The 25,637-nt window shown below is 63.2% G+C and carries 27 protein-coding genes and 1 riboswitch; of the genes, 14 read left to right on the top strand and 13 right to left on the bottom strand.

Annotated features, from left to right (window positions below; genetic code table 11):
* Positions 1 to 127: 127 nt before the first annotated feature.
* On the top strand, positions 128 to 685 hold the full coding sequence (locus ACWA1U_RS06215) for a GNAT family N-acetyltransferase (protein ID WP_463724474.1): 558 nt from the start codon (positions 128 to 130) through the stop codon (positions 683 to 685).
* Between the two features lie 14 nt (positions 686 to 699).
* Here the strand turns inward: ACWA1U_RS06215 and ACWA1U_RS06210 are convergent, their stop codons facing one another.
* Positions 700 to 1,617, bottom strand: coding sequence for a DMT family transporter (locus ACWA1U_RS06210; RefSeq protein ID WP_463724473.1), 918 nt, complete (start codon positions 1,615 to 1,617; stop codon positions 700 to 702).
* Here ACWA1U_RS06210 and ACWA1U_RS06205 point away from each other — a divergent pair.
* Entirely contained in the window at positions 1,616 to 3,091 is a 1,476-nt protein-coding gene (locus ACWA1U_RS06205) for an aminotransferase-like domain-containing protein (protein WP_463724472.1), read from the top strand. The two genes, ACWA1U_RS06210 and ACWA1U_RS06205, sit on opposite strands and share 2 nt — an antisense overlap.
* Here the strand turns inward: ACWA1U_RS06205 and ACWA1U_RS06200 are convergent.
* Positions 3,040 to 4,560 carry an apiosidase-like domain-containing protein gene (locus tag ACWA1U_RS06200; RefSeq protein WP_463724471.1) on the bottom strand — a complete coding sequence of 507 codons (1,521 nt, stop codon included), beginning with the start codon at positions 4,558 to 4,560 and terminating at the stop codon, positions 3,040 to 3,042. The genes ACWA1U_RS06205 and ACWA1U_RS06200 overlap by 52 nt on opposite strands.
* Positions 4,561 to 4,665: 105 nt before the next feature.
* Between ACWA1U_RS06200 and ACWA1U_RS06195 the strand changes: the two genes are divergently transcribed.
* Genes ACWA1U_RS06195 through ACWA1U_RS06185 form a run of 3 tightly spaced genes read left to right on the top strand, consistent with a single transcriptional unit; the run spans position 4,666 to position 9,237 of the window.
* Complete coding sequence (locus tag ACWA1U_RS06195) at positions 4,666 to 5,568, top strand: SMP-30/gluconolactonase/LRE family protein (RefSeq protein ID WP_463724470.1); 903 nt, start codon at positions 4,666 to 4,668, stop codon at positions 5,566 to 5,568.
* Positions 5,565 to 6,611 carry a D-2-hydroxyacid dehydrogenase gene (locus ACWA1U_RS06190; RefSeq protein ID WP_463724469.1) on the top strand — a complete coding sequence of 349 codons (1,047 nt, stop codon included), beginning with the start codon at positions 5,565 to 5,567 and terminating at the stop codon, positions 6,609 to 6,611. The genes ACWA1U_RS06195 and ACWA1U_RS06190 overlap by 4 nt, the downstream gene beginning before the upstream one ends.
* Positions 6,612 to 6,633: 22 nt before the next feature.
* Entirely contained in the window at positions 6,634 to 9,237 is a 2,604-nt protein-coding gene (locus ACWA1U_RS06185) for a family 78 glycoside hydrolase catalytic domain (RefSeq protein ID WP_463724468.1), read from the top strand.
* On the opposite strand, the gene corA is transcribed toward ACWA1U_RS06185, so the two are convergent.
* The gene (gene corA, locus ACWA1U_RS06180) at positions 9,215 to 10,231 is read right to left on the bottom strand and encodes a magnesium/cobalt transporter CorA (protein WP_463724467.1); all 1,017 of its coding nucleotides are present in this window, start codon (positions 10,229 to 10,231) and stop codon (positions 9,215 to 9,217) included. The genes ACWA1U_RS06185 and corA overlap by 23 nt on opposite strands.
* Before the next feature lie 148 nt (positions 10,232 to 10,379).
* On the opposite strand from corA, the gene ACWA1U_RS06175 reads away from it, so the two are divergent.
* Positions 10,380 to 10,952, top strand: a complete 573-nt coding sequence (locus ACWA1U_RS06175; protein ID WP_463724466.1) for a cysteine hydrolase family protein — start codon at positions 10,380 to 10,382, stop codon at positions 10,950 to 10,952.
* A complete protein-coding gene (locus ACWA1U_RS06170) occupies positions 10,906 to 11,418 on the top strand; it encodes a hypothetical protein (protein WP_463724465.1) in 513 nt (170 codons plus the stop codon). The genes ACWA1U_RS06175 and ACWA1U_RS06170 overlap by 47 nt, the downstream gene beginning before the upstream one ends.
* 32 nt (positions 11,419 to 11,450) lie before the next feature.
* Here ACWA1U_RS06170 and ACWA1U_RS06165 read toward each other — a convergent pair whose 3' ends face one another.
* Positions 11,451 to 11,687, bottom strand: coding sequence for a helix-turn-helix domain-containing protein (locus ACWA1U_RS06165; RefSeq protein ID WP_463724464.1), 237 nt, complete (start codon positions 11,685 to 11,687; stop codon positions 11,451 to 11,453).
* Between the two features lie 150 nt (positions 11,688 to 11,837).
* Here ACWA1U_RS06165 and ACWA1U_RS06160 point away from each other — a divergent pair, with 150 nt between their 5' ends.
* From ACWA1U_RS06160 to ACWA1U_RS06140, 5 genes are all read left to right on the top strand, one after another.
* Positions 11,838 to 12,998 (top strand): epoxide hydrolase family protein, encoded by a 1,161-nt coding sequence (locus tag ACWA1U_RS06160; RefSeq protein WP_463724463.1) that lies wholly within the window; start codon positions 11,838 to 11,840, stop codon positions 12,996 to 12,998.
* A gap of 107 nt (positions 12,999 to 13,105) precedes the next feature.
* Positions 13,106 to 13,528: a GNAT family N-acetyltransferase gene (locus ACWA1U_RS06155; protein WP_463724462.1), complete on the top strand. Its 423-nt coding sequence runs from the start codon at positions 13,106 to 13,108 to the stop codon at positions 13,526 to 13,528.
* A 39-nt stretch (positions 13,529 to 13,567) separates the two neighbouring features.
* Entirely contained in the window at positions 13,568 to 14,167 is a 600-nt protein-coding gene (locus ACWA1U_RS06150) for an RNA polymerase sigma factor (RefSeq protein WP_463724461.1), read from the top strand.
* Complete coding sequence (locus tag ACWA1U_RS06145; protein WP_463724460.1) at positions 14,164 to 14,913, top strand: peptidase M56 family protein; 750 nt, start codon at positions 14,164 to 14,166, stop codon at positions 14,911 to 14,913. The genes ACWA1U_RS06150 and ACWA1U_RS06145 overlap by 4 nt, the downstream gene beginning before the upstream one ends.
* A gap of 59 nt (positions 14,914 to 14,972) precedes the next feature.
* Positions 14,973 to 16,268 (top strand): alpha-L-fucosidase, encoded by a 1,296-nt coding sequence (locus tag ACWA1U_RS06140; protein ID WP_463724459.1) that lies wholly within the window; start codon positions 14,973 to 14,975, stop codon positions 16,266 to 16,268.
* 1 nt (position 16,269) lies between these two features.
* Here the strand turns inward: ACWA1U_RS06140 and ACWA1U_RS06135 are convergent, their stop codons facing one another.
* Together ACWA1U_RS06135 and ACWA1U_RS06130 are read right to left on the bottom strand one after the other, a co-directional pair.
* Positions 16,270 to 16,536 carry a helix-turn-helix domain-containing protein gene (locus ACWA1U_RS06135; RefSeq protein ID WP_463724458.1) on the bottom strand — a complete coding sequence of 89 codons (267 nt, stop codon included), beginning with the start codon at positions 16,534 to 16,536 and terminating at the stop codon, positions 16,270 to 16,272.
* Complete coding sequence (locus ACWA1U_RS06130; protein ID WP_463724457.1) at positions 16,536 to 17,027, bottom strand: DUF2975 domain-containing protein; 492 nt, start codon at positions 17,025 to 17,027, stop codon at positions 16,536 to 16,538. The genes ACWA1U_RS06135 and ACWA1U_RS06130 overlap by 1 nt, the downstream gene beginning before the upstream one ends.
* 113 nt (positions 17,028 to 17,140) lie before the next feature.
* Positions 17,141 to 17,261: riboswitch (SAM riboswitch) on the top strand.
* Between the two features lie 12 nt (positions 17,262 to 17,273).
* Between ACWA1U_RS06130 and ACWA1U_RS06125 the strand changes: the two genes are divergently transcribed.
* The gene (locus ACWA1U_RS06125) at positions 17,274 to 17,576 is read left to right on the top strand and encodes a hypothetical protein (RefSeq protein ID WP_463724456.1); all 303 of its coding nucleotides are present in this window, start codon (positions 17,274 to 17,276) and stop codon (positions 17,574 to 17,576) included.
* A gap of 137 nt (positions 17,577 to 17,713) precedes the next feature.
* Complete coding sequence (locus ACWA1U_RS06120; RefSeq protein WP_463724455.1) at positions 17,714 to 17,920, top strand: hypothetical protein; 207 nt, start codon at positions 17,714 to 17,716, stop codon at positions 17,918 to 17,920.
* 133 nt (positions 17,921 to 18,053) lie between these two features.
* On the opposite strand, the gene ACWA1U_RS06115 is transcribed toward ACWA1U_RS06120, so the two are convergent.
* From ACWA1U_RS06115 to ACWA1U_RS06085, 7 genes are all read right to left on the bottom strand, one after another.
* Positions 18,054 to 19,229, bottom strand: a complete 1,176-nt coding sequence (locus tag ACWA1U_RS06115) for a fumarylacetoacetate hydrolase family protein (protein ID WP_463724454.1) — start codon at positions 19,227 to 19,229, stop codon at positions 18,054 to 18,056.
* A gap of 64 nt (positions 19,230 to 19,293) precedes the next feature.
* A complete protein-coding gene (locus ACWA1U_RS06110; RefSeq protein WP_463724453.1) occupies positions 19,294 to 20,064 on the bottom strand; it encodes an enoyl-CoA hydratase/isomerase family protein in 771 nt (256 codons plus the stop codon).
* Complete coding sequence (locus ACWA1U_RS06105) at positions 20,057 to 21,190, bottom strand: hypothetical protein (protein ID WP_463724452.1); 1,134 nt, start codon at positions 21,188 to 21,190, stop codon at positions 20,057 to 20,059. Before ACWA1U_RS06105 ends, ACWA1U_RS06110 begins: the two co-directional genes overlap by 8 nt.
* Positions 21,187 to 22,392 (bottom strand): CaiB/BaiF CoA transferase family protein, encoded by a 1,206-nt coding sequence (locus ACWA1U_RS06100; RefSeq protein WP_463724451.1) that lies wholly within the window; start codon positions 22,390 to 22,392, stop codon positions 21,187 to 21,189. Before ACWA1U_RS06100 ends, ACWA1U_RS06105 begins: the two co-directional genes overlap by 4 nt.
* A complete protein-coding gene (locus ACWA1U_RS06095; protein ID WP_463724450.1) occupies positions 22,389 to 23,483 on the bottom strand; it encodes a Gfo/Idh/MocA family protein in 1,095 nt (364 codons plus the stop codon). Before ACWA1U_RS06095 ends, ACWA1U_RS06100 begins: the two co-directional genes overlap by 4 nt.
* Positions 23,480 to 24,451 carry an MBL fold metallo-hydrolase gene (locus ACWA1U_RS06090; RefSeq protein ID WP_463724449.1) on the bottom strand — a complete coding sequence of 324 codons (972 nt, stop codon included), beginning with the start codon at positions 24,449 to 24,451 and terminating at the stop codon, positions 23,480 to 23,482. The genes ACWA1U_RS06095 and ACWA1U_RS06090 overlap by 4 nt, the downstream gene beginning before the upstream one ends.
* 5 nt (positions 24,452 to 24,456) lie before the next feature.
* Positions 24,457 to 25,608, bottom strand: a complete 1,152-nt coding sequence (locus ACWA1U_RS06085; RefSeq protein WP_463724448.1) for a mandelate racemase/muconate lactonizing enzyme family protein — start codon at positions 25,606 to 25,608, stop codon at positions 24,457 to 24,459.
* Between the last annotated feature and the right edge of the window lie 29 nt (positions 25,609 to 25,637).

Here is a 25,637-nt window from a genome sequence, read left to right as displayed (position 1 = left end):
CGGGTTTGGCGCGGAGTCTCCAAACAGCTGCCTCGGACAAAACTACGGACAGCACCGATTGACTCCTGACTAAATGAATACGTTGGATGGAAAGGCCATCCACAAAACCGCGTCATATGATCTGTCTGTGAACTCAATCACTGGAGTGACCCTTCGTCCGCTCGTGGCTGACGACGCCGAAATGATTTCCAGGTGGGGCGATGACCCAGTCTTCTGTGCCGAAGCTGAATGGACACCTGGCACCGCGAGGCCAGAACGTGAACAGTTCTGGGCCCGAATCATTATCCAGCCACCGTCCGAACTTCTCCGGCTTGGCGTAGTCCGCGACGGGATACTCCTCGGCTACGTGGACCTGCACGGAACAGACCCGCAACGGCGCGAGCTTGGTTATGTGATCGGCAATCGCGTTGACTGGGGCCAAGGCCTCGGAAGCAGCGCAGCCGCCGCCGCGCTGGACTTCGGCTTTGAAAAGCTCCATCTGAAGGAAATCTGGGCCGAAGCATTGGCTGCCAATGAAAAATCGTTACGCATACTCCAGCGGCTTGGCATGCAGGAGACGGGACGAGGAACGGAAGATACCTTCCTCACAACCAAGACCTTCTACCGCCAATTCGCTATTTCTGCGACTGATTGGCGCGCGAACCGGCCAACGACAACAGCGAGCGGGGCGCCGTCGTCGTCGTAAGTTGCTGTGAACAACTAGCGCAACCGGACCCGAACCGCCAGCCCCGCGCAAAGGACCACCCCCACTCCACCGACAACCGTGGGGAGTGTGAGCTGTTCGCCAAGCAATAACGACGCCCAGCAGATTGTCAGCACGGGCTGGACGAGCTGAATTTGGCTCACCCGGGCCATCGGGCCTACCGCCAGACCGCGGTACCAGGCGAAGAAGCCCAGATACATGCTCACCACGCCGAGGTAGGCGAAAGCCAGCCACTGCACCACAGTGCCCGACGGCGGCTGGTTGGCTGCCGCAACACCGGCAAGTACCGCCATCAGCGGCATCGCGAGAACCAGTGCCCACGACACGGTCTGCCACGCCCCCAACTCGCGTGCCAGCAGCCCGCCCTCCGCGTAGCCGATCGCCGCTGCAATGACCGCACCAAGCAGCAGCATGTCAGCCCATCCCAGGTGCCCCAAACCCCCGCCCTGCACGAACGCGAACGTCAGCGCAGCAACGGCACCAAGACCGGCCGCGACCCAGAAGGCGGTTCGCAACTTTTCACGTGTTCGTACCGCCACAACAGTGGCCGTGGCGGCCGGCAGCAGCGCAATGACCACTGCACTGTGACTGGCGTTAGCCGACGTAAGCGCGAACGACGTCAGGAGCGGAAATCCAACCACTATTCCGCCAGCAACGACCGCCAGTCGCTTCCATTGATTCCTGCTGGGAAGCGGCTGCCTGGTCAGCAGCAATGCCAGGCCGGCCAGGACGCCCGCGACCACCGCCCGGCCGGAACCGACGAGCAACGGAGAGATGCCCTCCACCGCGACTCGCGTGAAAGGAACAGTGAACGAAAACGCTACGACCCCCGCAAAGCCCCAAGCGAGGCCAGCGACCGACGACGACGATAGCGGTTGGCGATAAACGAGAGTAGCGCTACTATTGGGCTTCATGTACAACGATAGCAGTGCGCGCATCACGGAGCGGCTTCGGGCGTGGATTGCAAATGCAGCACCCGGTTCACGGCTGCCCTCCACGCGCGCGCTGGTCGCCGAACACAACGCAAGTCCGGTTACGGTCCAGAAGGCCCTACGCAGCCTTGAAGCCATGGGCCTGATCGAGAGCAGGCCTGGCGCTGGCACCTTTGTTCGCGCAGCCAGGGCGCCGAGACCGGTCGATTTCAGTTGGCAGACTGCCGCCTTGCGGTCCCCCCGCTTCGCCTACCGGCCAGTCTCTACCGCGATGCGTTCTGTTCCCAATGACGTCATAGCTCTTCACTCGGGATATCCCACCAAGGAGTTGCTGCCGGAACGGCTGGTGCGCGCAGCACTGGCAAGAGCTTCCCGGACTGAATCGGCCGTGGCAAGCACCCCAGCGGCCGGCCTTCCGGAATTGCAGTCCTGGTTCGCCAATGAACTTAGCGCCGCGACACCCGCAGCAATCTCGTCACCGGAGCCCAGCGACACGATCATCGTCCCGGGGAGCCAAAGCGGGCTCAGCTCGATTTTCCAGTCCCTCGTTACCGTTGGGCGGCCAATACTCACCGAATCGCCCACCTACTGGGGGGCTATCCGCGCGGCCGGTAACGCCGGCGTCGACATCGTCCCCGTCCCCAGCGGACCGGACGGCCCGGATCCGGAAGAACTGGCCCGCGCGTTCGAGGAAACGGGTTCGCGCCTGTTCTACGCCCAACCCAATTACGCCAACCCCACGGGTGCCCAGTGGTCAACGGAGCGCCGCGAACGGGTGCTGCAGATAGTGCGGGAGCACGGCGCCTACCTCATTGAGGATGACTGGGCACACGATTTCGGCATCACCACCACTCCCGTGCCAGTTGCTGCCCACGACGACTGCGGCCACGTCATTTACATCCGCTCACTCACCAAAAGCGTGTCACCGGCGCTTCGTGTTGCGGCGGTCATCGCCCGCGGGCCGGCCAGGGACCGCATTTTGTCCACGCGTGCCGGGGAATCGCTCTATGTGAGCGGGTTGCTTCAAACCGCAGCGCTCGACGTCGTCACGCAGCCAGGCTGGAAGACCCACCTACGGGGTTTGCGACAGCAGTTGCAGTTGCGCCGGGACCTGCTCGTCGACAGTCTCCGCAAACACGCATCCGAGCTCCACCTCGCGCATCTCCCCGCGGGTGGGCTGAACCTCTGGTTGCAGCTTCCAGACACTACGGATCTCCTTCAGTTCGCACGCGAGTGCGAGCAAGCCGGGGTGGTCATCGCTGCAGGCACTGAATGGTTCCCGGCCGAACCCACCGGGTCCTTCATCCGCCTCAATTACTCCGGACCGAACCCGGCGGCCTTCCCTGAAGCAGCGCGCATCCTCGGTGAAGTGTCGAGCGGCTCAGCCGAGCGTCGTCGTGAGCGTCAGCCCACCCTCCGAATCCGCAACGCCAACGCTTCCCCAACCGGAAGTTGAACCGGTGCGGATCCCGAGGACCAGGCCTCGTTGCGTTGAACCTTATCGAGCGTGAACTCGCCGCCAACCGGAGTGATAGTCATGTTCCAGGTGTCGATAATCTCCACCTCGAACCGCTGGCCGTCCTCCAGCCCGTCCTGTGAGTTCTGCGGCAACCTGAAAATCCACTCCGGCGGCGCGGACCTCCCGAGATACTGCAGATAGACCTGCCCGACGACGCCCGCGACGAACGCCCGGTCCCACCAGTTGTCGATCGGATCCAGCCCAACTCCCCCAACCTGCTCGAGGACCTCCCGCAGAAAGGCCAGGCGTGCAGGGCTCTCGCCCACAAACCGCCCACCTTCAACAATGTGCAGGCTCCCGGATGGCCGTTCAAAGCTTTCACCGTGAGAGGCATAACAGCCTGAAACCGTTGCAATCCAGAACTGGTGCACAAGTTCCTCCGGGGACAACTGCCCCCAGCGCTGGGGAACATCGCCCTCGTACTTGATCTCATCGAGCACGATCGGTTTGAGATAGGCGTCGCGGAACAGTGATGCCCTGCCGAAATCTTCCGTAGCCTGCCCGAGCTGCAGGGAAGCATGCGTAACCCATGGCTGGTTGTAGTCATACAGCTGCACCCAGTTGTGGATGGATCGTAAATGCCGGTGGGGATCGATGCCGGCAAGTAGCTCCCCGGTGCGGGTCCAACGCTCGATCGGCCGGTCGAGAATGTCGAACTCATTGCACAGTGACCACCACACATTCGGGTAAGCCGAAAGTCGTGCAACCAGATACCGCAGATAAACCGCGTCTTCATCCTCAGTGAGGGTGTCGAGCCCAAACCGTCCGTTGTCATAAGCGTTGTAGATGAGTACATCGGCCTGGATGCCACGCTCCTGCAACAACCGCACCGACCTATCAAGATGCTGGAAAAACCCGGGCACCGGCCGCGTCACGTCCCAACGCCCATCAGCGCGACACTCGAATGGAAGCAGTTCGGGGAAGTGCTCCACGTAGCCACCTGCCTGCGGGAACACCATAAACCGGAGTTTATTGAAGCCGGCTTCAACTATCGCATCAACCGATTCTGAATAGATTGGCTCATCCTGGTGGATCCAGTTGTAGACCGTTGATCCGACAGGCCGGTACGGCGTTCCGTCCGCATACGCGAAGTGGAAGGTACCAGCCACCCGAACCGGCCCACGCTCACCGGCAGGCGGGCCCACGGTAAACCTGCCCGATTGACCGGACAACCCGCGGACCGCACTTGAGCACTCCCAGCGCCATTCACCCTCCAGCTCCGCACAGAAGCGTGCAAGATAACGGGTTCCTCCATCCCAAAACCCCGGCACGACGACGGCATCACCAGCCTCGTGCGTGAACGTCACTTCCAGTGGCGTCTGGTCGGCTGGGACAGGTGTTGCGGGCCCAACGAACTCAAGCTCCATTACCGAGTAGCAGGGGTGCACGCGCGGTCCTTTCGACACGTGGTCAAGCAATAGGTTCACCGGTTGACCAGTTTGTTGAAACGATACACGGCCTGATATACGCTGAGGAGGTCTAGCTTGACCAGTGATTCAAAGAGGAGCTTGGTGGCTGAGCAAAACGTAGGGGCACGGCCCGAAAGTACCGCGCTCTTTCCCGTCCTTCAGGGCGCTGAACCGGAGCGGCTGGCCAGTGGCTCGGTTTGGGCCGAGGGCCCCCTGTGGCTGGCCGAAAGCAAAAGAGTCCGCTGGAGCGACATCCCGAACAACCGCATCCTCGAATGGGACCAGGCAACCGGCGTCGTCAGTGTGTTCCGTGAGTCTGCGGAATACACGAACGGCCGCACCCTTGACGCCCGTGGCGCCGTAATCCAGTGTAGCCACGGCAGGCGGGCCCTGGAAAGGGAAACTGAGAACGGGCCCCAAATCCTCGTGGACAAGTGGAACGGCAACCGCTTCAACTCGCCCAACGATCTTGCTGTTGCCTCCGACGGTTCGATCTGGTTCACCGACCCGCCGTACGGCCTGCACCCAAGTGGCAGGGAGGGCTACCCCGGCAACCAGGACTATGACGGTTGCTACGTCTTCCGGTTCGATCCAGCAACGGGCGCCGTGGAACCCGTCATCACCTCGATGGTGCATCCAAACGGCATTGCATTCTCGCCGGATGAATCGGTGCTCTACGTCTCCGACACCGGCTTCTTCGGCGAGAACCCGGACGCGAAGCACATCCTCGCGTTCCCGGTCAAGGGGACCACAGTTGGGGAAGGAAAACCGTTCGCAACAGTGCCGGTCGGTGCTTCTGATGGCTTCGCCGTCGACCGCGATGGCCGCATCTGGACGTCAGCCGGCGACGGCGTTTATGTGTACTCCCCCGACGGCACCCTCCTTGGACACGTGCCGATTCCGGAGAAGGTCTCCAACGTGTGCTTCGGTGGAGACCGGGGAGATGAACTCTTCATCACCGCCTCGACCAGCCTCTACCGGATTACGACGACGGGAGCACCGTGACCGAACTGCGCGTCTTTGTGCCCACGCCCCTTCCCGAAACGCTCTGCGAGCTGATCACGCGGCGTGAGCCGCGAATCGAGTTGATACGCGACCAGGAACTGTTGCCGCCGCAGCTCTACCCGGGGGATCATCAGGGCGACCCGGAGTTCCAACGCACACCGCAACAACAATCCGAGTACGAACGTCTTATCGATAGCGCAGATGCCCTTTACGGAGTGCCCGGCCAGTCAGGCGCCCAGCTGAGACGGGCAGTCCGGAGTAACAGGCAGCTTCGCTGGGTCCACACCACGCCCGCCGGTGGCGGTGGACAGGTGAAGGGTGCAGAGCTCAACGAGGACGAACTGTCCCGCATCGTCTTCACCACCTCCGGCGGTGTCCACGGTGAGCCGCTCGCGGAGTTCGCAGTTTTCGGAGTGCTCGCCGGTGCGCGTGAACTCCCCCTCCTCCTCGCTGATCAGCGCAACCACGTCTGGGGGGCACGGCGTGCGGTGCCACTCATGTCCTCGCTGCGGGTCGCCGTCGTCGGGCTCGGCGGGATAGGCCGGGCGGTGGCGCAGAAGCTTGATGCGCTGGGATCTGTTGTTGTCGGCGTGCACCGGCGCAGCGTCGACGTTCCCGTGGTCGCTTCCGTAGTGCCGCCTGACCAGCTCGCCGGCGTGCTGGGCGAGGTCGACGCCGTCGTAATGTGCCTGCCCGCTACCGCACAAACCCACCACATGCTGAGCCGGGAACTGCTCGCGGGTGTGAAGCCGGGAATCACTGTGGTGAACGTTGGCCGTGGCACCACCATCGATGAGGAAGCGCTGATCGAAGCACTCGCCGACGGGCGGGTTGGCTTCGCCGCGCTCGACGTGTTTGAACGGGAGCCGCTCGCTGCCGAGAGCCCGTTGTGGGACGCCCCGAACGTCGTCGTCAGCCCGCACACTGCCGGGACGTATCTCGAGGAAGAGCTCCGGATCGCCGAACTGTTCGCTGAGAACGCCGGCCGGTTGCTCGACGGAAAGCCGCTCCACAACGTCGTCAACACCGTCGAGTTCTACTGAACCGGCCCCACACAGGAGACCCATGAGCATCAGTGTTGCTGCCCCCACCTTCGAGCATCTGCGGGACGCCCTGGGAACAGGCGTCCCCTCGCCACGCATCTCATGGAAGACTACGGCGCCGTCCGGGTGGTCACAGGCATCGTATGAGCTGGAGCTGGATCGCCGCGGGGAACGGGTAGCCGAACAAGTTGATTCCGCTGATTCCGTACTGCAGCCGTGGCCTGCCGACCCGCTCGAATCACGCGAGCGCGTTGGCGTCCGTGTGCGCGTCACCGGTTCTGACGGTTCGCGCTCGGAGTGGAGTAATCCCGGATTTGTAGAGGCGGGGCTGTTGCAGCCCTCGGATTGGACCGCGATGGCAGTGGGCGCCGGGTGGGTGGAAGATCCGGCGTCGGATGAGCGCAGGCCCTCCCTGGTGCGCCGGGAGTTCGCCGTGCGTGACGACGTCGTTTCCGCCCGCCTCTATGCCACCGCCCACGGGCTGTATGAGGTGGAGATCAACGGCAAGCGCGTGGGTGATGACGCTATGTCTCCCGGCTGGACCACGTACGGCCGGCGCCTGCGCTATTACACCTACGACGTCACCGATCACCTCGGTGTGGGCGCCAACGTTGTCGGTGCGTGGCTCGGTGACGGCTGGTACCGCGGGCGGCTGGGTTGGTACGGCGGCTTCCAGAACCTGTACGGGCGGGATCTCTCACTGCTTGCCCAGCTCGAAATCAGGTACGCGGACGGTTCTGTTGAGGTCATTGCCACGGATGATTCGTGGCGGGCCGCCCTGAGTCCGATCATCCGCAGCGGCAACTACGACGGCGAACTGTACGACGCACGCGAGGAGCTCCCGGGTTGGTCCGAGCCTGGGTACGACGACGGCGCGTGGCACCGCGTCGCCGCAGCCCACCGCGAACGCGCAACCCTCGTGGCACCAGAAGGGCCGCCGGTCCGCTGCACACAGGAGGTTGCCCCGGTCCAGGTATTGACCACTCCGAGCGGTAAACGCGTGCTCGACTTCGGTCAGAACCTGGTGGGAAGGCCGCGGATCCGGGTTTCCGGCAGCGAGGGGGACCGTGTGGTCATCCGCACAGCCGAGGTGCTCCAGGACGGCGAGCTCTATACGCGTCCGTTACGCACGGCAAAATCCACCGATCAGTATGTGCTCGCTGGCCGTGAGGTTGAAGAGTGGGAACCGCGTTTCACCTTCCACGGGTTCCGGTATGCGGAAGTGACCGGATGGCCCGGTGACCTTGATGCGGCAGTGAGCCACGGGGACGTCGTCGCCCGGGTGTATCACACGGATCTGGAGCGAACCGGCTGGTTCGAATGCTCAAACCCGTTGGTTAGCCGGCTGCACGAGAACGTGGTCTGGAGCATGCGGGGCAACTTCCTGGACATTCCAACAGACTGCCCGCAGCGTGATGAGCGTGCCGGCTGGACCGGAGACATCCAGGTGTTCGCACCGACGGCGAGCTACCTCTATGACGTGTCCGGCATGCTGTCCAGCTGGTTGAAGGACGTTGCCGTTGAACAGCTTCCCGACGGGACTGTGCCCTGGTACGTGCCGGTGATACCTGCACACAAAATGTGGTCGCCGATCCGCCCCGGCGCCGCCTGGGGCGATGTTGCAACCTTCACGCCGTGGACGCTATACGAACGTTTCGCCGATGCTGGCATTCTTGAGGCGCAGTATGAAAGCGCCAGGAACTGGGTGGAGCTCGTTGAGCGGTTGGCCGGTGAGGACCGGCTCTGGGACGAGGGATTCCAGCTCGGCGACTGGCTGGACCCGCATGCACCGCCACAGGATCCAGCTGATGCACGGACCGACCGGTACCTCGTAGCCACCGCCTACTTCGCCCGATCCGCCGACCGCCTCGCGCGAATGGCCGAGGTGTTGGGCCGGAGCGATGAAGCCGAACGCTATTTCCAACTCGCCGCCGAAGTACGGACTGCTTTCAAACGAGCGTATGTCCGTGCCGATGGTCGCATGACCAGCGACGCTCAGACCGCGTACTCGCTCGCCATCGCGTTTGAACTGGTGAACGACGACGGCAACCTGGGGGCGCGCCTTGCCGAATTGGTCGAAGAGTCCGGGCACCGGATAGCGACAGGATTTGTGGGAACCCCGCTGGTATCTGACGCACTTACCTCCACAGGCCATGTGGATGCTGCTTACAGCCTGCTGCTAGAGGAGGCTGCGCCGTCCTGGTTATACGCCGTGAAGCAGGGCGGAACCACTATCTGGGAACGTTGGGACGCGCTGTTGCCGGATGGCACCGTGAACCCCGGGACCATGACCTCGTTCAACCACTACGCACTTGGCGCTGTTGCTGACTGGCTGCATCGGGTTGTGGCCGGGCTGGCTCCAGCCGCTCCGGGATATCGAAGGATACGGTTCGCTCCACGGCCCGGCGGCGGGCTGACGCATGCCTCGGCCGAGCATGAAACGCCCTACGGCAGGGCAGCTATCGCATGGCGTCTCGAAGGCGAGGCGCTGCATGTGGAGGTGACGGTCCCTACCGGCACCGAGGCGACGGTGGAGCTCCCCGGCGAGGACGCCGTCGTCGTCGTAAGCGGCACCCACACCTTCCAAAGCGAGCTCAGGAGCGTTAAAGCCACTTCCGGTTCTTGAACAGGAGGTAAAGACCTACGCCCATCAACAGCATCAGTGCCAGCGCAAACGGGTAGCCAAATCGCCACGCCAGCTCGGGCATGTAGTCGAAGTTCATGCCGTAGACGGTTCCCACCAGTGTGGGCGCGAAAAGGATCGCTGCCCACGAGGAGATCTTCTTGACCTCCTCGCTCTGGGCGAGGCTGGCCTCCGAAAGGTGACGCATTTCCTCGTTCTGGCGCTGGGTCACCAGGGTCGCGTGAACCGAGAGCGCGTTCTGCAGCAGGATGCGGTACGAGTCGACGCGCTCGATGACGCGGATGACGTGGTCGAGCACGTCACGGAGGCGGCGTTGCAGCTCCAGGTCCATCTCGTACTTATCAGAGCCGCGGAGCAGGGATTCGAGCATGGGACGGAGCGGGTGGGCTGCGCGCTGGAAACCAATTACTTCGCGGGAGAGTTCGTAGATGCGGCGTGCGACGTCGGGGGCGGAGTTGAAGAGCTCGTCCTCGATTTCGTCGATATCGTTTTCGAGTCCGGCGACCACGGGAGCGTACTGGTCAACGACCTCGTCGAGAATTGCATAAAGAACGGCCTGCGGGCCGAGGGCAAGAAGTTCCGGCTTGGCTTCCAACCGTCGTCGTACGTTTGCGAGGTTCGGTGCTTCGGCCTGCCGGATGGTGACGATGAAATCGGGGCCCACGAAGACGTGCAGTTCACCAAACTCGACTTTCTCCTCGTTGTCGAGGTAGCGGGCTGGACGAAGCACCGCGAAGAGTGTTTCTCCGTACCGTTCCAGCTTGGAGCGCTGGTGGCCGTGCAGTGCGTCTTCGACCGCGAGTTCGTGGAGGCCGAACTCGTCCGCAACAGTCATGACTTCGGCGTGATCCGGCCGATAGAGGCCAATCCAGGCCATGCCGCCGCGGTCCCGCATCACCTCAAAGGTCTCGCCGAGATTGGTCGGGTTGTCGGTCCGCAGCCCGTCCACATAAACCCCGTTATCCACGATGGGCATCGGCGGTTCCTCTCTCTTGGTCGGCTCGCGGGACTAGGTGAGTGTCTCACGAGCCCTGTGCCATTCTGGTTCCTGTGGAAGGTGAGGAGCCACACCGCGCCACGTCTTGGTATCAACCAACGGAAACCACACACGATAGTGTCGCAACGTGACCCAAACGCTGCCGTGGAAGCCTGATCAGAAGACAGCCCTGATTGTCGTGGATGTTCAGCAGGCCTTCGATGATGCCGCGTACTGGGGCACCCGCAACAATCCGGAGTGCGAGGGCAACATCGCCGCGCTCTTGAAGGAGTGGACGGAGAAAGGCCGCCCGATCGTGCTGGTGCAGCACGATTCGACATCACCAGAGTCGCCTCTCCATCCGTCCCATCCTGGGAACAAGTTAAAGGACTTTGTCCAGGAACGTCCCGACCTACTTGTCCGCAAAAGCGTCAACTCCAGCTTTCACGGCACACCCGACCTGGACTCGTGGTTGAAGACGAACGGTATTGAAACCTTTGTGGTCTGCGGCATCACCACGAACCACTGCTGTGAAACAACCGCCCGCGTCGGCGGAAACCTGGGTTACCACGTGTACTTCGCCATCGACGCAACGCATACCTTTGACCGCACAGGTCCCGATGGCGAAACCGTCAGCGCGGACACGCTCACCCATATAACCGGAGTGAACCTCCATGACGAGTTCGCCGTCGTCGTCCGTACTTCTGACCTACTCAAGTGACGTCCAGATCAACGGTGGAGGACTCCGCGAGCGGTCCGGACTACAACGCCTACGCCCAAAAGATGCGTTCCTGTTCGATGCGGGATGGTACCGCCAGCTTGCAGTCGAAGACCTTTCGGCGAGCGCACTCGGCGAAGCCGGCCTCCCAGACCGTTACGACGCGGTGATGATGTCCGGAAATGTCCCAGCGTTCCTTACACCCGAGTCACTGCAGCGCGCTTTCCTGGCAGCGGCAGACGCGCTGACGCCAGGAGGCACACTTGTCTCCGGTACGACGACGGCGGCGTCCGGCGGCCCTCACCAACAGGACACGTTGGCTGCGTCAGCGGGGTTGGCACTAACAGGCAGGTTTGCCGACTGGCACTGCGCTCCCCACACAGTCCACTCGGAGTGGACGGTGAGCGTGTTCTCCAAACCGGGCGCTCGAGTCAACCCGGGCCCGGACGGCATCTTCGTCCTTAAGTGAGCCCGCCTCAGCGCCCGTCGCCAGACTCAGGCCTAAGCCTGACGCCCAAGACCGAGAAAGCCCTGACCCCCGTATTTCCGGTGAACCGCTTGCTTCGAAACGCCAAGCTGCGCCGCGACTTCCGCCCACGACAACCCCTGATTGCGTGCCCGTCGAACCAACTGCGCTTCCATGCGTTCTGACGCCCGCCGGAGCTCGGCCGCTGCCCGCAACGCAATCCGTGGATCCTCGTCCCCGGTTGCCTGTGCCACCTTCACCAACTCGTTCACCTCCACAGTCAGCCTTCCTCATCCGTCAACTTACGTTGACAAGACTAAATCGAAAATCGCCTAATCGTCAACATGCGTTGACTTCAATCTTGGGGCAACCAAAAGTTATTGCGGACCGAATCCGTCCGCAATAGCTGACAGGCTTTCGGCATGACCAACACGAAGGATATTCACCCTTTCCGCATCAATATCCCCCAGCACGCGCTAGATGATCTCCAGCTACGTTTGGCTCAGACACGGCTTCCGAGCCCCCTACCCGGGGATGGCTGGGATGTCGGAGTGCCGGTTGCCTACCTGGATGAACTGGTTCGGTACTGGGCGAGCGACTTTGACTGGCGCACACAGGAAACCGCACTGAACCGCCATCCGCAGTTCACCACTGACATTGATGGGCAAACCATCCACTTTCTGCACATCCGGTCTGCAGAACCTCACGCCATGCCTCTGCTGCTTACTCATGGGTGGCCCGGTTCTTTTGTGGAATTCCTGGACATCATTGGCCCACTCTCCGATCCCGCCGCACACGGTGGGGACGCATCCGATGCATTCCACCTCATCATCCCGAGCCTGCCAGGCTTCGGCTTTTCAAGCCCTCTCGCCGATGCCGGATGGGATACCACCCACATCGCCGCTGCCTGGGGCGAGCTGATGAAGCGGCTGGGCTACGAGCGCTTCGCCGTCCAGGGCGGCGACATCGGTGCCGGGGTTGCCCCGGAGGTCGCCCGGCTGGTTCCCGAAAGGGTCGCTGGCGTGCACGTCAACGGCAGTATCGGTACGCCGCTGCATGGACCAGATGAAGCGGAGCAAGCACCCTTCACCGAACTCGAACGGGACCGGCTTGCACGGGTAGAGGCGTTCATGCAGGAGGAGTTTGGCTACATTTCCATCCAGTCGACGCGGCCACAAACCCTCGCAGTCGGGCTCACAGACTCGCCCGCAGGGCAACTGGCCTGGATTCTCGACAAGTTCCGGGAGTGGACCCATCCACGCGAAGCACTGCCGGACCAGGTCATTGACCGGGACCGGCTTCTGACCAACGTCGCGATCTATTGGCTGACTGGGACCGCCGGCTCAGCAGCGTACGTGGGTTATGCACAGGAGTCGGCTTGGGGAGAGCCCAAGAAACCGTCCGGGGTACCCACCGCAGCAATCATGTTCGCCCACGACGTCGGCATTCGCCGCTACGCCGAATTGGAGCACACCATTACCCGGTGGACCAATGTCCCCAACCGTGGCGGGCACTTCGCCGCCCTGGAGGAACCGAAGCTCCTGGTGGATGACATCCGCGAGTTCCTCCGCCCCCTGCGCTAGCAGCCAGCAACTGAGCCGCCAGCATCAGTACGACGTCGGCACTCGCCCGGGGCTCGAACTCACCTGCCGCTGGGAGTCGACAGCCCAGCAGAATGTTTAGATGAACCATGGCCACCATCAGGATCGTCGACGCTAAAGAACTGGACCTTGAATCTGTAGTGGCTCTCTATGAATCGGTGGGATGGCGTGCATACACGGACGACCCAGCGAACCTTCAAAGAGCACTGCTCGGGTCCTCACTTGTTGTCGCCGCATTTGAAGGAAACGAGTTAGTCGGCCTGGCCAGGGTCATCTCCGACGACGCCTCGATTTGCTACCTCCAGGACGTCCTGGTCCACCCGGCTGCTCAACGCTCCAGCGTTGGCCGAGCGCTCGTGGCCAACGCACTCGGGCAGTACCCCCACGTGCGCCAAAAGGTACTGCTGACCGACGCGGAACCCGGCCAGAAAGCCTTCTACGAATCCCTCGGCTACACGGAAACCTCAGAGTTCAATGAAGGTGCGGTTCGCGCATTCATCCGATTCGACTGATGCGTGCAACTTTTTCCCGTCTCGCGGACACTACAGAGTATGGGGATAACAACTCCGGATGACTCCACCCTCTGGGAAGCCAGTCTCAGCTGCAACGGCGACGCTTTCGGTGAGCTCTTCGACCGGCACCGCGATCGCGTTTACGCTCACGCCTGCCGCCTGACCGACAACCGCACCGACGCCGAAGATGTCACCGCCACAGCCTTCCTCCAGCTATGGAAACGCCGTGATGCGGTGACGCTCGTTGACCGTTCCGTCCTCCCCTGGCTCCTCGTCACCGCCAGTCTCTGCGCCAGCAATGTGCGCCGCTCAACCCGCAGATACCGAACATTTCTCGCTAGCCTCCCAAAACCAACCGACACCCGCGACACCGCGGAGACTTTCATCGAACAGAACCTGGCAGCCGGTCTCCACCCGGACTTCCTCCGAGCCCTACGCGCCCTCAAACCAGTCGACCTGCAGCTCGTCACGCTGGTTGCACTCGAAGGATTCACCGTCGCCGCCGCCGCGCCCCTCCTTCAACTCAGCCCGGAAGCAGCAAAAGCACGCCTCCACAGAGCGAAAATCTGGATCAGAAGCGAAGTTCACGTAAACGGACTGGATTCACCACTCCAGCCAGCACAGGAGACCCAGCCATGAACCGCATGGACGAAACATTCAGCCGCGGCTTGCGGGACGCCTTGATTCGGGAAGTCGAGGCGACCCGCACCGGGAGCGCGCGCCGTCGTCGTCGTTGGCAGATTGGGGCCGGCTTTGTTGCGGTGGCGGCGCTTGCTGGTGGCGCCGGCGCTGCGACGGCCGGGTTCTTCCACGTTCCCGGGTCCGACATCGTGACCAGTGTCGCCGATCCCGCCGAGGGCACCTACACCGGCTCAGCCGTCATCGACCTCGGTCCGCCGCCCGAACAGGCAACACACATTCTCGTCGAGCTCACGTGCGTCTCGGCTGGCACCGTCTACTGGGAAGACGGCTCGTCAATGATTTGCAGCGGGAATGACGCGTCGAGCATGGGCGGGCAAACCCTGACCCTCACCCCCGAAAAACGGACTACCGAAATCCAGGCCGACGACGACGTCCAGTACCGCGCGAAGGTCACCTACGTAAACCAGACGCCCACCGAATGGGCCGTGAACGAGAACGGCGACACTTACGGTGGGGCCAAAGACAGCACGGAACCCGACCTGCAAGCGGTCTTCGCGACGAACGGCAAGATGGGCTACGCCTACACGACCGAACTCCGTGACGCCGGCGGATCCGCGAACTTCACCAGCCCGGAGGAAGCGCTCGCCTGGCAGGAGTCGATGAAGGGCAAGACAGTCACGGTGCCGGTCTACGAATCTGACGGCGAAACTGTGATCGGCGAGTTCGTCGTCGGGTCATGGTGAACACCCTATGAATCGGGCGGACTCCACCCGGCGAAAGATCCGATGTATAGTTCCAAACCATGAGCGAATCTCCCGTCCGAGGCGCTGACAGTGCTTGGTTCCAGCACGACCGTTTCGGGTTGTTCATCCACTTCGGCCTCTACGCCTTACCGGCCCGCCACGAATGGGTCATGACCTGGGAGAAGCGCAGCACCGAGGACTACCGCAGGTACTTCGAGAACTTCGACCCTGACCTTTTCGATGCCCGCGACTGGGCCCGCCAGGCCAAGCGCGCCGGCATGAAGTACGTGGTCCTGACCACCAAGCACCACGACGGATTCTGCCTCTGGGACTCCGCGCTCACCGACTACAAGGCATCAAACACTCCCTTCCGCCGCGACCTGATCGCCGAATACGTTGCCGCTATCCGGGCCGAGGGGCTACGCGTCGGCTTCTACCACTCCCTGATCGACTGGCACCACCCTGATTTCACCATCGACGGACACCACCCGCAGCGGGACGCGCCAGATGTGGCAGCGTTGAACGAGTCCCGGGACATGAGCCGGTACCGCAACTACCTGCACGGCCAGGTCCGCGAGCTCCTGACCAACTACGGCCAGATCGACTACCTGTTCTACGACTTCTCCTACGACGTGATCGGCGACGTGGTGTGGGGCGGCAAGGGCGCAACCGACTGGGCGGCTGTTGAACTGCTCGCAATGGTCCGCGAACTGCAGCCCGGCATCCTCGTGAATGATCGCCTCGGAATCGACGGTGACTTCATCACACCCGAGCAGTACCAGCCGAGCCAGCCAATGAAGAACGACGACGGCACGCCAGTCGTGTGGGAAGCGTGCCAGACGCTGAACGGTTCCTGGGGCTACGACCGCGACAACCTCGCCTACAAGACGCCCGACCTCCTGGTACGGATGCTCATTGACGGTGTCTCCAAAGACGGCAACCTGCTCTTGAATGTGGGGCCGACTGGTCGGGGCGAGTTCGATCCACGAGCCAGCGAGAGCCTGCACAGCATAGGCGAATGGATGCGGTTGCACGAGCGGTCCATCCGGGGCGCCGGAGCCTCAGCGTTCGCGCCGCCTGCCGACGCACGGTACACACAGAACGGTAACCGGCTGTACCTGCACCTGTTCGGATGGCCGCTCGAACACGTACACCTGCCGGGTCTGGCCGACAAAGTCGCCTACGCACAACTCCTCAATGACGCCTCGGAAGTGCAACAGATCCAGACCGATCCCACGGCCAAAGCGGCGAATATGGAGATGGGCGGACAACCGCCCGGGACTCTCACGCTCAAGCTTCCGATCCGGCGCCCGGACGTTCTGGTGCCGGTGGTCGAGCTGTTCCTGAAGGATTAGCTCAGGAGGGCCCGCGCTTAAGGGGCGTGGCGCCGTCGTCGTCGTTTCTGTTGGTATTTTCGGTGGCACCCTCCCAGCGCAGGATGTCACCGGGCTGGCAGTCGAGGACGTCGCAGATGGCTTCGAGCGTGGTGAAGCGGACCGCTTTTGCGCGCCCGTTCTTGAGGACGGCCAGGTTGGCGGGGGTGATCCCAATGCGGTCTGCGAGCACGCCCACCGCCATTTTCCGTTTCGCGAGCATGACGTCAATATCCACGATGATGGGCATCAGATCACCTCGTCGAGTTCGGTGCGGAGGTGCTGGGCTTCGGCATCGCGGTCAACAGCCTGGGCGAGCAAGGTCCGCATCACCAGCACGATCAGTGCAACGCCGCCGATCATGAGCGCCGCACCGCAAATCAGGAGCACGATTCCCGGTGCAATTTCGCCCGGAGCCAGCAGGACGGCCAGGCTGAACATGAGCACGGCCGCTGCGGCGATGGCCCAGAAAATGATGTCGACGTAGCGGAAGGCTGCGCGTGAGAACACCGTGTTACGGCGAACCATCGTGAGGAGCTTCCAGACGCAGAGCGCGGTGACCTGCACTGTCACGATGCCGAGGACAACGATTGCGCTGAGCGTGATGCGCAGCCCGGTTGGGACTCCCGCTTCCTCCAGGTCGGTGGCGATCAGTGGAACCATCCACAACTGCACAAAGAGCGAACCCGCCAGCACCATCACGATCACAACACGTAACGCAAGGATGGCCAGTTTTCCCATCACGACTCCTTCGATTGACCTGCAATAGAAATCTATCGTTAAACGAGAGCTAGAACAAGCCAGTGCGTCACAACGGATTCCCCGGGACACCGTCGTCGTTATACTCCTTTCAGCTTCATGAGCTGCGGCGCCAAGCTCCGACTGGCCGCACACCAACCCCATGTTCACGGGTGGTTCGGATGAGGAAGCGGCCCACATTGCCCTCTCGGGCACCGGTGCGGGCAAGAGCAAACTCGAAGGACGGCGATGAGCCACGAACCTCCAGGTGGTCACTTTCCCACGGTCTTTCCCATCCTCAATGTGCACGACGGCGCCATCGACTTCCGCGTAGACGGTGAGTGGGTGCGGCGTTGGAGTCAGGACATCCACACGCTCGAGGCCATGTTGCGCCGAAGCGTGAGCAGGCCGATTTGGGATGCCTGCAGCGGCTTGTTGATTGTGCGGGTGGCAGCCCTCGATCGGCGCAACGGGCTGCGCGTAGGCGTGGTCTTGTCTGATTCGGCCTCGTTGGGCTTGGAATCGGGACGGTCGCTCGAACCGGCTTCTTGAGGGTCGCTGGTGCCGTTGCAGGGCGCCGTACGATTCCTTGCAGGTTTCAGCTCTTCGAGTGGCCAAGGGGTCGGCGTTTTGTTGGGCGACACGCAGTTGCGTTCAGCAAACCTGCCTAAAACGGTACGCTGCAGACAATGCCTGAATCACGTAAACCCAGGATGCACCCGCACCTCGCACGTTTCTGCCTGATTGCCGCACCGCTATTGGGTGCTCTGTTTCTCACCAATGGCGTCTTCCGAATCCTTGACGGCCGGGGATTCTGGGAAACCCTCAGTCCGTTCATGTTCTGCCTTGCCTTCATCGCGATCTTTCTCAACATACGCAAAAACAACAGCCGATAACGATGCCGCAATTGGCTGGCCCTATGACCTGGATTCCCGACCCTCAAAAAGGGTGCATGGCTCAAGGACCGGCTCGACTGGGGATGGGCCGACGTGCATGTCGTCAATCGGCCCAGCGACTGAGCCGCGAATCCTAGAGTAATCCGCGCGCGGCAAGGTTCCGGTACAGCGCGTCAATGCCGAACGTCCACGGCGCTACCTTCTCGCTCACCTGAACCCGGTTGATGAGCGAACCGAGCCGCGGCTCCCTGATGGTGACGACGTCGTCGACGTGGTGCGTGAATCCCGCACCGGCCCCGCCGCGGTCCTCGATCGGTGTGAACAGTGTCCCGAGGTACAGGACCAACCCGTCCGGGTAGGCGTGGTGCGGACCGATCGCCTGCTCCACCAGCTGCGCCGGGTCCCTGCTGATCTTCTCCATCAGGCTCGTACCTTCAAGCCGGAAACCGTCCGTTCCGTCCACAGTGAGAGTGACGACGGCGGAATGGACGTCGTCGAGCCCGTAGCCGCCGTCAAAGAACCGGATGAACGGACCCACCGCAGCTGAGGCGTTGTTGTCCTTCGCCTTGCCGAGCAGCAAGGCGGACCGGCCCTCGATGTCCCGCAGGTTCACGTCATTGCCGAGCGTCGCGCCGACAATGTTCCCCTCCGAGGACACCACCAGCACAACCTCCGGCTCGGGATTGTTCCACTCGGATTTCGCGAGCACACCGACGTCGGAGCCGGCCCCCACAGTGGACAGCACCGGCGCCTTGGTGAAAATCTCCGCATCCGGACCGATTCCAACCTCAAGGTACTGGCTCCACCAACCCCTCTCCATCAGCAGGGTCTTCAGCTCTGCGGCCTCCGGCGAGCCGGGCACCAGCGTGTTCAGTGATCCGCCCAGCAGACCCAGGATTTCCTCCCGGACCGCCGCGCCGCCGTGCGCCTCCCCACGAACCCGTTCCTCGATGATGCGCTCAATCATCGACACCGGAAACGTAACTCCTGCAGCCTTAACCACGTGCAGGTCGATCGGCGAGAGCAACCATGGGCGGCTCGTATCCCGCGTGGCGTCAGGGGTGTTGGCGGCGATCTCATCGAGCGTTCCCAGGACCGGACCTGTGGCCCCGGCAAGCGCACCCGCGGGATCGGCGAGCTCGGTCAGCGCACGCATGGTGGGGAACGACGCACTGACATCCACCACGCCGTCCGCCCGGATTGCCACGACGCTCGGCCCGCCAACGGACGGGTCGAACACGCGGCCAGCGAGCGCGCCTGTTGTGCCGTCGTCGGGCAGTAGCGCTGAAGCGGTGGGGCGAAGAGTCACAGTGAACCTCTCGGTAGGTTGCTAGGCAAAACGGTAAGCCAAAACAGTGGGCGAGAAACGCGCTTCAGCGCCGGTGGAACTCGGCCTGGCGCTTCTCGGTGAACGCGGCCCGGCCCTCGTCGGCATCGGCCGTGGCGAAGGTAATGGTCTGCAGATCCCGTTCATAACGGATTGCTGCGTCCTGCGGCATGTTGTAGGCGGCGCGGAGATTGGCTTTGGCTGTCTCGGCCGCGATGGGCGGACGCGCAGCGATGACCCCGCCGAGCTCAACGGCACGCGCCACCAGGTTTTGTGGCTCCACCAGTTCGCTCACGAGCCCCCAGCGAAGAGCGGTCTCGGCATCGATAGGATCACCCGTCATCAGCATGAGCGCAGCATTCGAAGGCCCGATGGACGCGGCCAGGAACGCCGACATCCCACCCCCACCGATCCACCCCAGCTTGATCTCGGGAGCCGCGAAGCTCGCCGTGGTTGAAGCCAACCGGATGTCGCAGGTCAGCGCCGTCTCCAGCCCACCACCAAACGCGTATCCGTTCACAGCGGCGATCACGGGCTTGCGGCATTCGCGGATGGCGTCGCAGTAGTCGGCCCGATTCCGGAAGTCCCACGGCGTTGCGTATTTGTCCAGGGTGCGGATGTCGCTGCCTGCACAGAAAGACCGCTCGCCCGCGCCGGTCAACACCACTGCCCGGACGCCGTCGTCGTCATTCAATTGATGCACTATGCGCACCAGTTCGTCCGACATCTCCTTGGTCACGGAGTTCAGCTTCGCCGGCCGGTCGATGGTAACCAGCGCTACCCGCCCCCTTATTTCGCAGCGGATATCTTCAGACATGGGTACTCCCTTGGGTAGCAAATCGGTCGGCTAGCGCATTGAACCGCGCATTGATTTCGACGACGGCGGAGGCCGCCTGCGCCGGCCCGAGGATCGCTTCCCGCAACAGGCCTGACGCTTCGCCCTGAAACTTGGTGAAGCCGGGGACGCGCGGGCGCACCCAGGCTTGGTCAATGGTGGCGAGGGTGTTGCAGTAGAAACTGTTCGCGTGGGCGTTGACGGCGTCATTGGTCCAGGCGGAGCGGGCGCTGGGCTGGCCGTCATTGTCGGCAATGAATGTGGCCTGCGTGAGCGGATCAAGGTGCCAGCGTAGGTAGGCGAGCAGTTCATCGTCGACCTTGGACCTACGGGAAAGGGCAAGGCCTGTTCCGCCGATGACGGACCCGCGCCGGCCGCCGGGCACCCAGGCCGGGGCGTCCCCGAACTGCAGGGGCGCCGGGCCGGTGCTGTAGTTCACGTAGCCGAACACCAGTGGGATGTAGGCAATGTCCCGCTCGACACGCATCCGCTCGAGCAACCCGATGGGGTTGAGCAGCTCGGTGCCGGCCGGGGCGCGATGCGCCAGTTCGGAGAGCGTCTCCACCGCCTGTACTGCACGTGGCGGAAGCACTCCGGCACCCGGTTCAATCAACGGTTCCTCCCCCAGCGCCACGCACAGTGAAGCGACACTGAGGAACGCATGCGGGCCCGCCAGGCTGAGGGCAACGGGGGATTCGCCCGACAGCTCGAGCACCTCCGCCCAGGTACACGGTGCTTCGGTCACCTGGGCCGCGTCCCGGACCGAGACCTGAGTTGCCGCGTCCAACGGAAGCGCCCACACGGTGCCGTCATAGCGGTAGCTTTCAAGGGTGGGCCCTACGCTGCCGCCGTCCAGTGCTGCCAGATAGCCGGCATCAAAGAAATCCGACAGGGGGCGGATGCTGCCGGTCGCAACGGCGTCGCCAAGGTGCGGGTGATCGAGGACGACGACGTCGTACTGCTCCATGAGCTCCCTGATCGGCGCGGATTCGAAACCCTCGAGCGAGTGCGTATCCCAGGAAATCAAACCCCCCGAGGCGGCCGCAGACCGCTCAAGTGCCGTGCGTCCGCGGGGATGGTCCCAGGTGAGGCCGCGAAAGCGGCTCATCTGTGCATCCGGTCACTGGCGGCTCCGGCCTCGAACAGCGCCTCGACCGTCCCAATGTCATAACCGATCTCCGCGAACAGTTCGCGTGTGTGTTCCCCTGTCAGCGGTGCACCGCGTTCTATCCGGGGTGGAGTAGCCGAGAACTTATAGGGGAAGCCGGGAGTCTTGACTGTGCCCTCGGTGGGGTGGCTGTACTCCACGAATGTGCCGTTGTGCGCGATTTGCGGGTCATCAACGAGGTCCTGGTAGGAGTACACCGGACCTATCCACACGCCTGCAGCGCCCAGCAGTTCCAGCCAGTGCTCGCTGGTGTTGCCAACGAGTTTCGCCGCGATGCGTTCATGCATCTCATCGCGGTGGCTCCACCCGTGTTCCTCACCCTTCCAGTCGCTGAAGGCAGGCTCGTCCAAGAGTTCGCCGAGGAGTGCTGGCTCGGCAAAGGCGAGCGCGACGAAGCCGTCCTTGGTCTTGAAGATGCCATACGGTGCGCGGATGTATACGTGCGCCAGGGCTTCCCGGCTTCGTTGCTGCGGCCGGTTGCCAACCGTGAACACGCTGAGTTCCTGCATCTGCAGGGTGGTGATGGCGTCCAACATATTGACGGTGACGAGCTGGCCTTCCCCTGTGCGCTCCCGGTGCAACAGCGCGGCGAGTACGCCTTCGAACGCCGTCGACGCCGTCACCGCGTCCGCAAGGTACTGGCCCGCTGGACTCGGCTCGTCGCCGTCGCGCCCGGCCGACAGCATGGCACCGGACATGGCCTGCACCAGCAGGTCCTGTCCTGGCCGGTCGCGGTACGGTCCGTCCTCGCCGTAGCCGGAGATGGACACGTAGACGATTGACGGGTTGATCGCCTTCAGCGACTCGTAGTCCACGCCGAGCCGCGCCGCCACCCCTGGCCGGTAGTTCTGCAGGAACACGTCGGCCGTGCGGATGAGGTCATAGAGTGCCTCGCGGCCCCTGGGTTGCTTCAGGTTCAGGGCAACCGAGCGCTTGTTGCGGTTAAGTGAAAGGAACGAGACATTGATCTGGTTCCCGACGGCGCCACCGGCCGAGGCATGGCGCTGCCATTCGCCGGTAGTCGGCTCAACCTTGATGACGTCGGCGCCCAGGTCACCAAGCCGTTGGGCGGCGAACGGTCCGGCCATCGCGATGGAGCAGTCGATGACGCGGTAGCCCTCGAGAATGGAGGTGGGGCTCATGGGGAAGTTTTCCTATCTTCTGGATGAACGGGAACGGTTGCGCCGTCCTGTGCCGCGGATTTCAGGAGCGCGTCGATCAGCTCGACGGACTTCGCGGCGACCCGTGCGTCCGAATTGTTCTCCGTCGACGTCCCCGCGACCAGGTCAATGAAACGGTTGGGTGGCGTAATGCACTGGTACGCACCCTCGCCGCGCGGGATCGCAAGGTCCCAGCGGCCGCCGTCGTACCGGTGCAGGCTGACGCGTTCGCGCTCAGTGTCGAGAAGCAGCACCCCCTCGCTTCCGAAGATGCGGATGTCGATCTGGTAGGGGTCGCCGTCGGGCACTGTTGCGGCACCGGAAAGGACACCCAGCGCGCCGTTGTCGAACGTGACCGTCGCGGCGTTGAAGAGATCGACGGCGGCACCTGCGCGACTCACGCGTCCCGCAATGGTGGCGGCGCGCAGCCCCGTCAGCCAGAACAGGAGGGCGCTGGAGTGGGTGACCTGCCCATGGGCGTACCCGCCGCCGCGGTCCGGGGACTGCCAGGTGGTCTTGTCGGGGCCGCTGGTGTCGGAGTCCCAAAGCTGGCGGATGTCATCGGGGTCGCCAGCGAACAGGCCGCGCGTGGGTGAGGCCATCTGGCACACCACATGCTGGATTTCTCCGACGCCGTGCTCCTCCAGCAACCGCTTGGCTCCGACAACGAACGGCGCATAGTTCCAGCCGTACGGCACGAGGAAGTGCACTCCCGCACGCTCGGCACGTGCCACCAGATCCCACGCCGATCCCGCGTCCAGGGTCACCGGCTTTTCAACCTGCACGTGCAGGCCGCGGTCGATCGCCTGCACTGCGTGCTCATAGTGAAGGTCGTGTGGAGTCGTGATGACGACGGCGTCGAGATCCTGGGCGAGTAGCTCACTGAAGTCCCCGGTCGCCATGCCGAAGCCGAACTGTTTGCGCACAGCCTCCAGCTGCGGACCCATTCCGCAGACACCGACGAGTTCGACGTCTTCCCTGGCTGCGTAGATGGGGAAGTGGTTGCTGGTGGCCCACCACCCGGCACCGATGGCACCTATTCTGACCTTTCGGCCCAGGACTCCCCCGCTCATGATGCCCACCTCCACGTGCGGTGCCCGCCGGTTCGGCGACCCTCAGTCACGAGCCCGCGGTCACGGAGCCGTTCAAGGTTGCCTGTGACTGGAAAGACCGAGTAGTCCAATGCGCCCGGGCTCCACGGACCGAGCTTCGAACCAGCGACGCGCACCAGTTCCAGGGTGGTTCGTGGTTCGTTCTGCGCCTTCAGCACCTTCTGAAGCACCGCATCGATCTCGGCCACGTAGTCCGCCGAGCGGTCAAGGAACGCTTGAGCCGCTGAACCCTCATAGACGGGGTAGTGCGCGGTGAGCAACAGCTCAGGGTCCAGGCTGCGGAATCGCTCAATGGAGGCCAGGTAGGGGTCGGTGTCACGGTACGTCGGCGGGAAGGCCGCGCTGCCGTCGGCGAAGGGAACTGTATCTCCGAGGGTGGCGTCGCCGATCAACAGTGCGCGGTTCGTGGGATCGTGTACGGCCAGATGACCGGGACTGTGACCGGGAGTGTGCAGAACGGTCACCGAACGGCCGCCGAGGTCGAAGGTCTCTCCGCCAGCAAGTTCGCGGTCGACAGGGACCAGATCCGTAACGCTGCGCAGGTATTCGGTGGTTTCCGGCGGGTCATCGAATCCGTCAGTTGCCCGGAACTCCCCGTAACGCGTATCGATCAGCAGTTGTACGTCTTCAGTAAGCTTCCGGTCCAGCCTGTGGGCAAGGATCTCGACGTGCGGCAACGCAGCTTTGAGGGCGCCGTTGCCGCCCGTGTGGTCAAAATCGCAGTGTGTATTCAGCGCCCACTTCAGCTTTGACGGGTCGATGCCTGCCTGTTCCAGATACGGCAGGAACGTCTCGGTGATGGACTCGCGGATGCCGGTATCCACCAGCAGCGCGGCGTCCTCGCCCTCCAACAGATACAACGCTACGAACCGCTCGCCAAGTGGTGCCGGGATGCGGTGAAGACCCGGCCGAAGCAACATGGTGTTCATCCTCCCTAACGCTCCACGCCGTCGAGTAACAGGCGCATTCCCGCCCTGCGGGGCCGCATGTGCGGACCGGCCGGATTGCCCCAGCCGTCCGCTGCGGAGGAGCTGTTGATCAGCGACTCATCGATCTCTATGCCGGCCCCGGGCTGGTCACCCAGCACTATGCCTCCATCGGAATATTCGTGGTCAACGCTCAGTCCGACCGCGAAATCCAGCGCCTGGACCTCCGTGGTGATGTGGTTGGGGACTGCCGTCATCACGGCCGCCACCGCAGGGTTGGCGTTGTAGCCCACGGGACTGAATGGAAGATCGCGACTGGCCGCGACAGTTGCAAGCCGCAATGCGTGCGTCACACCCCAGCAGGCCCCGGCCTGCACAATGTCGGGTGCGCCGGCGTCGAACAGTGGTCGGAACTGCTCCACGCCTGTGAGGTTCTCACCCGTTGCTACGGCAGCGCGGACCGAGTCGCTCAGGCGGGCGTGCCCGACGGCGTCCCAGCGTCGCAGCGGTTCCTCGATCCAGAGCAGGTCAACTGCTTCCTCGACACGCGAGACGTAGCGCACGGCCTGTTTAACCTGCCAGGACTCGTTTGCGTCGAGCATCAGGCCCGGGCACGGCGTGTTTTTGGACAGCGCGTCGGCGATGATCCCGAGCCTGCGGATGTCCGTCACCGGGTCAAGCCCACCCTTGAGCTTGCCGGCAACGTATCCGCGGTCAGCGAAGGCACCGTAGAAGGTAGCAAGCTCTTCGTCGCTCAGTGCAATGTCCAGTCCGGACGCGTAAGCGGGGACAAACCGGTCAAGGCCCCCGAGCAGGCGCCAAAGCGGCTGTCCGGCGTCCTTTGCCTTGATATCCCACAGGGCGGAGTCGAGCGTGGCAATTCCACCGTAGGTGGCACCGGCGTGGCTCGATTTGAAGACCTGGGCCAGCATCCGGTCGAAAAGGGCGGACGTTGCGCGGGGGTCCTCGCCGAGTAGAGCGGGGAAGAGCCGGTCAATGTCGGCATGGGATCCGATGCCCACACCCTCGATCCCAGTGTCCGTCTCCACGATGACCACGGGGACAGCGGTGACCGCGTTGTCCAGGTGGCCGTTTATGTCCCCGATGGCGCGCGCCCAGCGGTGCTGGGTTGTCAAGGTGCGGTAGCCGGTGATTTTCATATCGTCCTCGATACTTTCTGAACGAACTT

This window comes from Arthrobacter sp. TRD_SC_6 (genome assembly GCF_055361185.1).
Note: the sequence above shows the minus strand (reverse complement) of the source record. Positions and strands in the feature narration are given on the sequence as shown.

Coding starts and splice junctions, on each gene's coding strand:
- ACWA1U_RS06205 (WP_463724472.1), top strand. CDS start 1,616: ATGTACAACGATAGCAGTGCGCGCATCACGGAGCGGCTTCGGGCGTGG.
- ACWA1U_RS06210 (WP_463724473.1), bottom strand. CDS start 1,617: ATGAAGCCCAATAGTAGCGCTACTCTCGTTTATCGCCAACCGCTATCG.
- ACWA1U_RS06185 (WP_463724468.1), top strand. CDS start 6,634: ATGAGCATCAGTGTTGCTGCCCCCACCTTCGAGCATCTGCGGGACGCC.
- corA (WP_463724467.1), bottom strand. CDS start 10,231: ATGCCCATCGTGGATAACGGGGTTTATGTGGACGGGCTGCGGACCGAC.
- ACWA1U_RS06170 (WP_463724465.1), top strand. CDS start 10,906: ATGACGAGTTCGCCGTCGTCGTCCGTACTTCTGACCTACTCAAGTGAC.
- ACWA1U_RS06160 (WP_463724463.1), top strand. CDS start 11,838: ATGACCAACACGAAGGATATTCACCCTTTCCGCATCAATATCCCCCAG.
- ACWA1U_RS06155 (WP_463724462.1), top strand. CDS start 13,106: ATGGCCACCATCAGGATCGTCGACGCTAAAGAACTGGACCTTGAATCT.
- ACWA1U_RS06150 (WP_463724461.1), top strand. CDS start 13,568: ATGGGGATAACAACTCCGGATGACTCCACCCTCTGGGAAGCCAGTCTC.
- ACWA1U_RS06145 (WP_463724460.1), top strand. CDS start 14,164: ATGAACCGCATGGACGAAACATTCAGCCGCGGCTTGCGGGACGCCTTG.
- ACWA1U_RS06140 (WP_463724459.1), top strand. CDS start 14,973: ATGAGCGAATCTCCCGTCCGAGGCGCTGACAGTGCTTGGTTCCAGCAC.
- ACWA1U_RS06135 (WP_463724458.1), bottom strand. CDS start 16,536: ATGCCCATCATCGTGGATATTGACGTCATGCTCGCGAAACGGAAAATG.
- ACWA1U_RS06130 (WP_463724457.1), bottom strand. CDS start 17,027: ATGGGAAAACTGGCCATCCTTGCGTTACGTGTTGTGATCGTGATGGTG.
- ACWA1U_RS06125 (WP_463724456.1), top strand. CDS start 17,274: ATGAGCCACGAACCTCCAGGTGGTCACTTTCCCACGGTCTTTCCCATC.
- ACWA1U_RS06120 (WP_463724455.1), top strand. CDS start 17,714: ATGCCTGAATCACGTAAACCCAGGATGCACCCGCACCTCGCACGTTTC.
- ACWA1U_RS06110 (WP_463724453.1), bottom strand. CDS start 20,064: ATGTCTGAAGATATCCGCTGCGAAATAAGGGGGCGGGTAGCGCTGGTT.
- ACWA1U_RS06105 (WP_463724452.1), bottom strand. CDS start 21,190: ATGAGCCGCTTTCGCGGCCTCACCTGGGACCATCCCCGCGGACGCACG.
- ACWA1U_RS06100 (WP_463724451.1), bottom strand. CDS start 22,392: ATGAGCCCCACCTCCATTCTCGAGGGCTACCGCGTCATCGACTGCTCC.
- ACWA1U_RS06095 (WP_463724450.1), bottom strand. CDS start 23,483: ATGAGCGGGGGAGTCCTGGGCCGAAAGGTCAGAATAGGTGCCATCGGT.
- ACWA1U_RS06090 (WP_463724449.1), bottom strand. CDS start 24,451: ATGAACACCATGTTGCTTCGGCCGGGTCTTCACCGCATCCCGGCACCA.
- ACWA1U_RS06085 (WP_463724448.1), bottom strand. CDS start 25,608: ATGAAAATCACCGGCTACCGCACCTTGACAACCCAGCACCGCTGGGCG.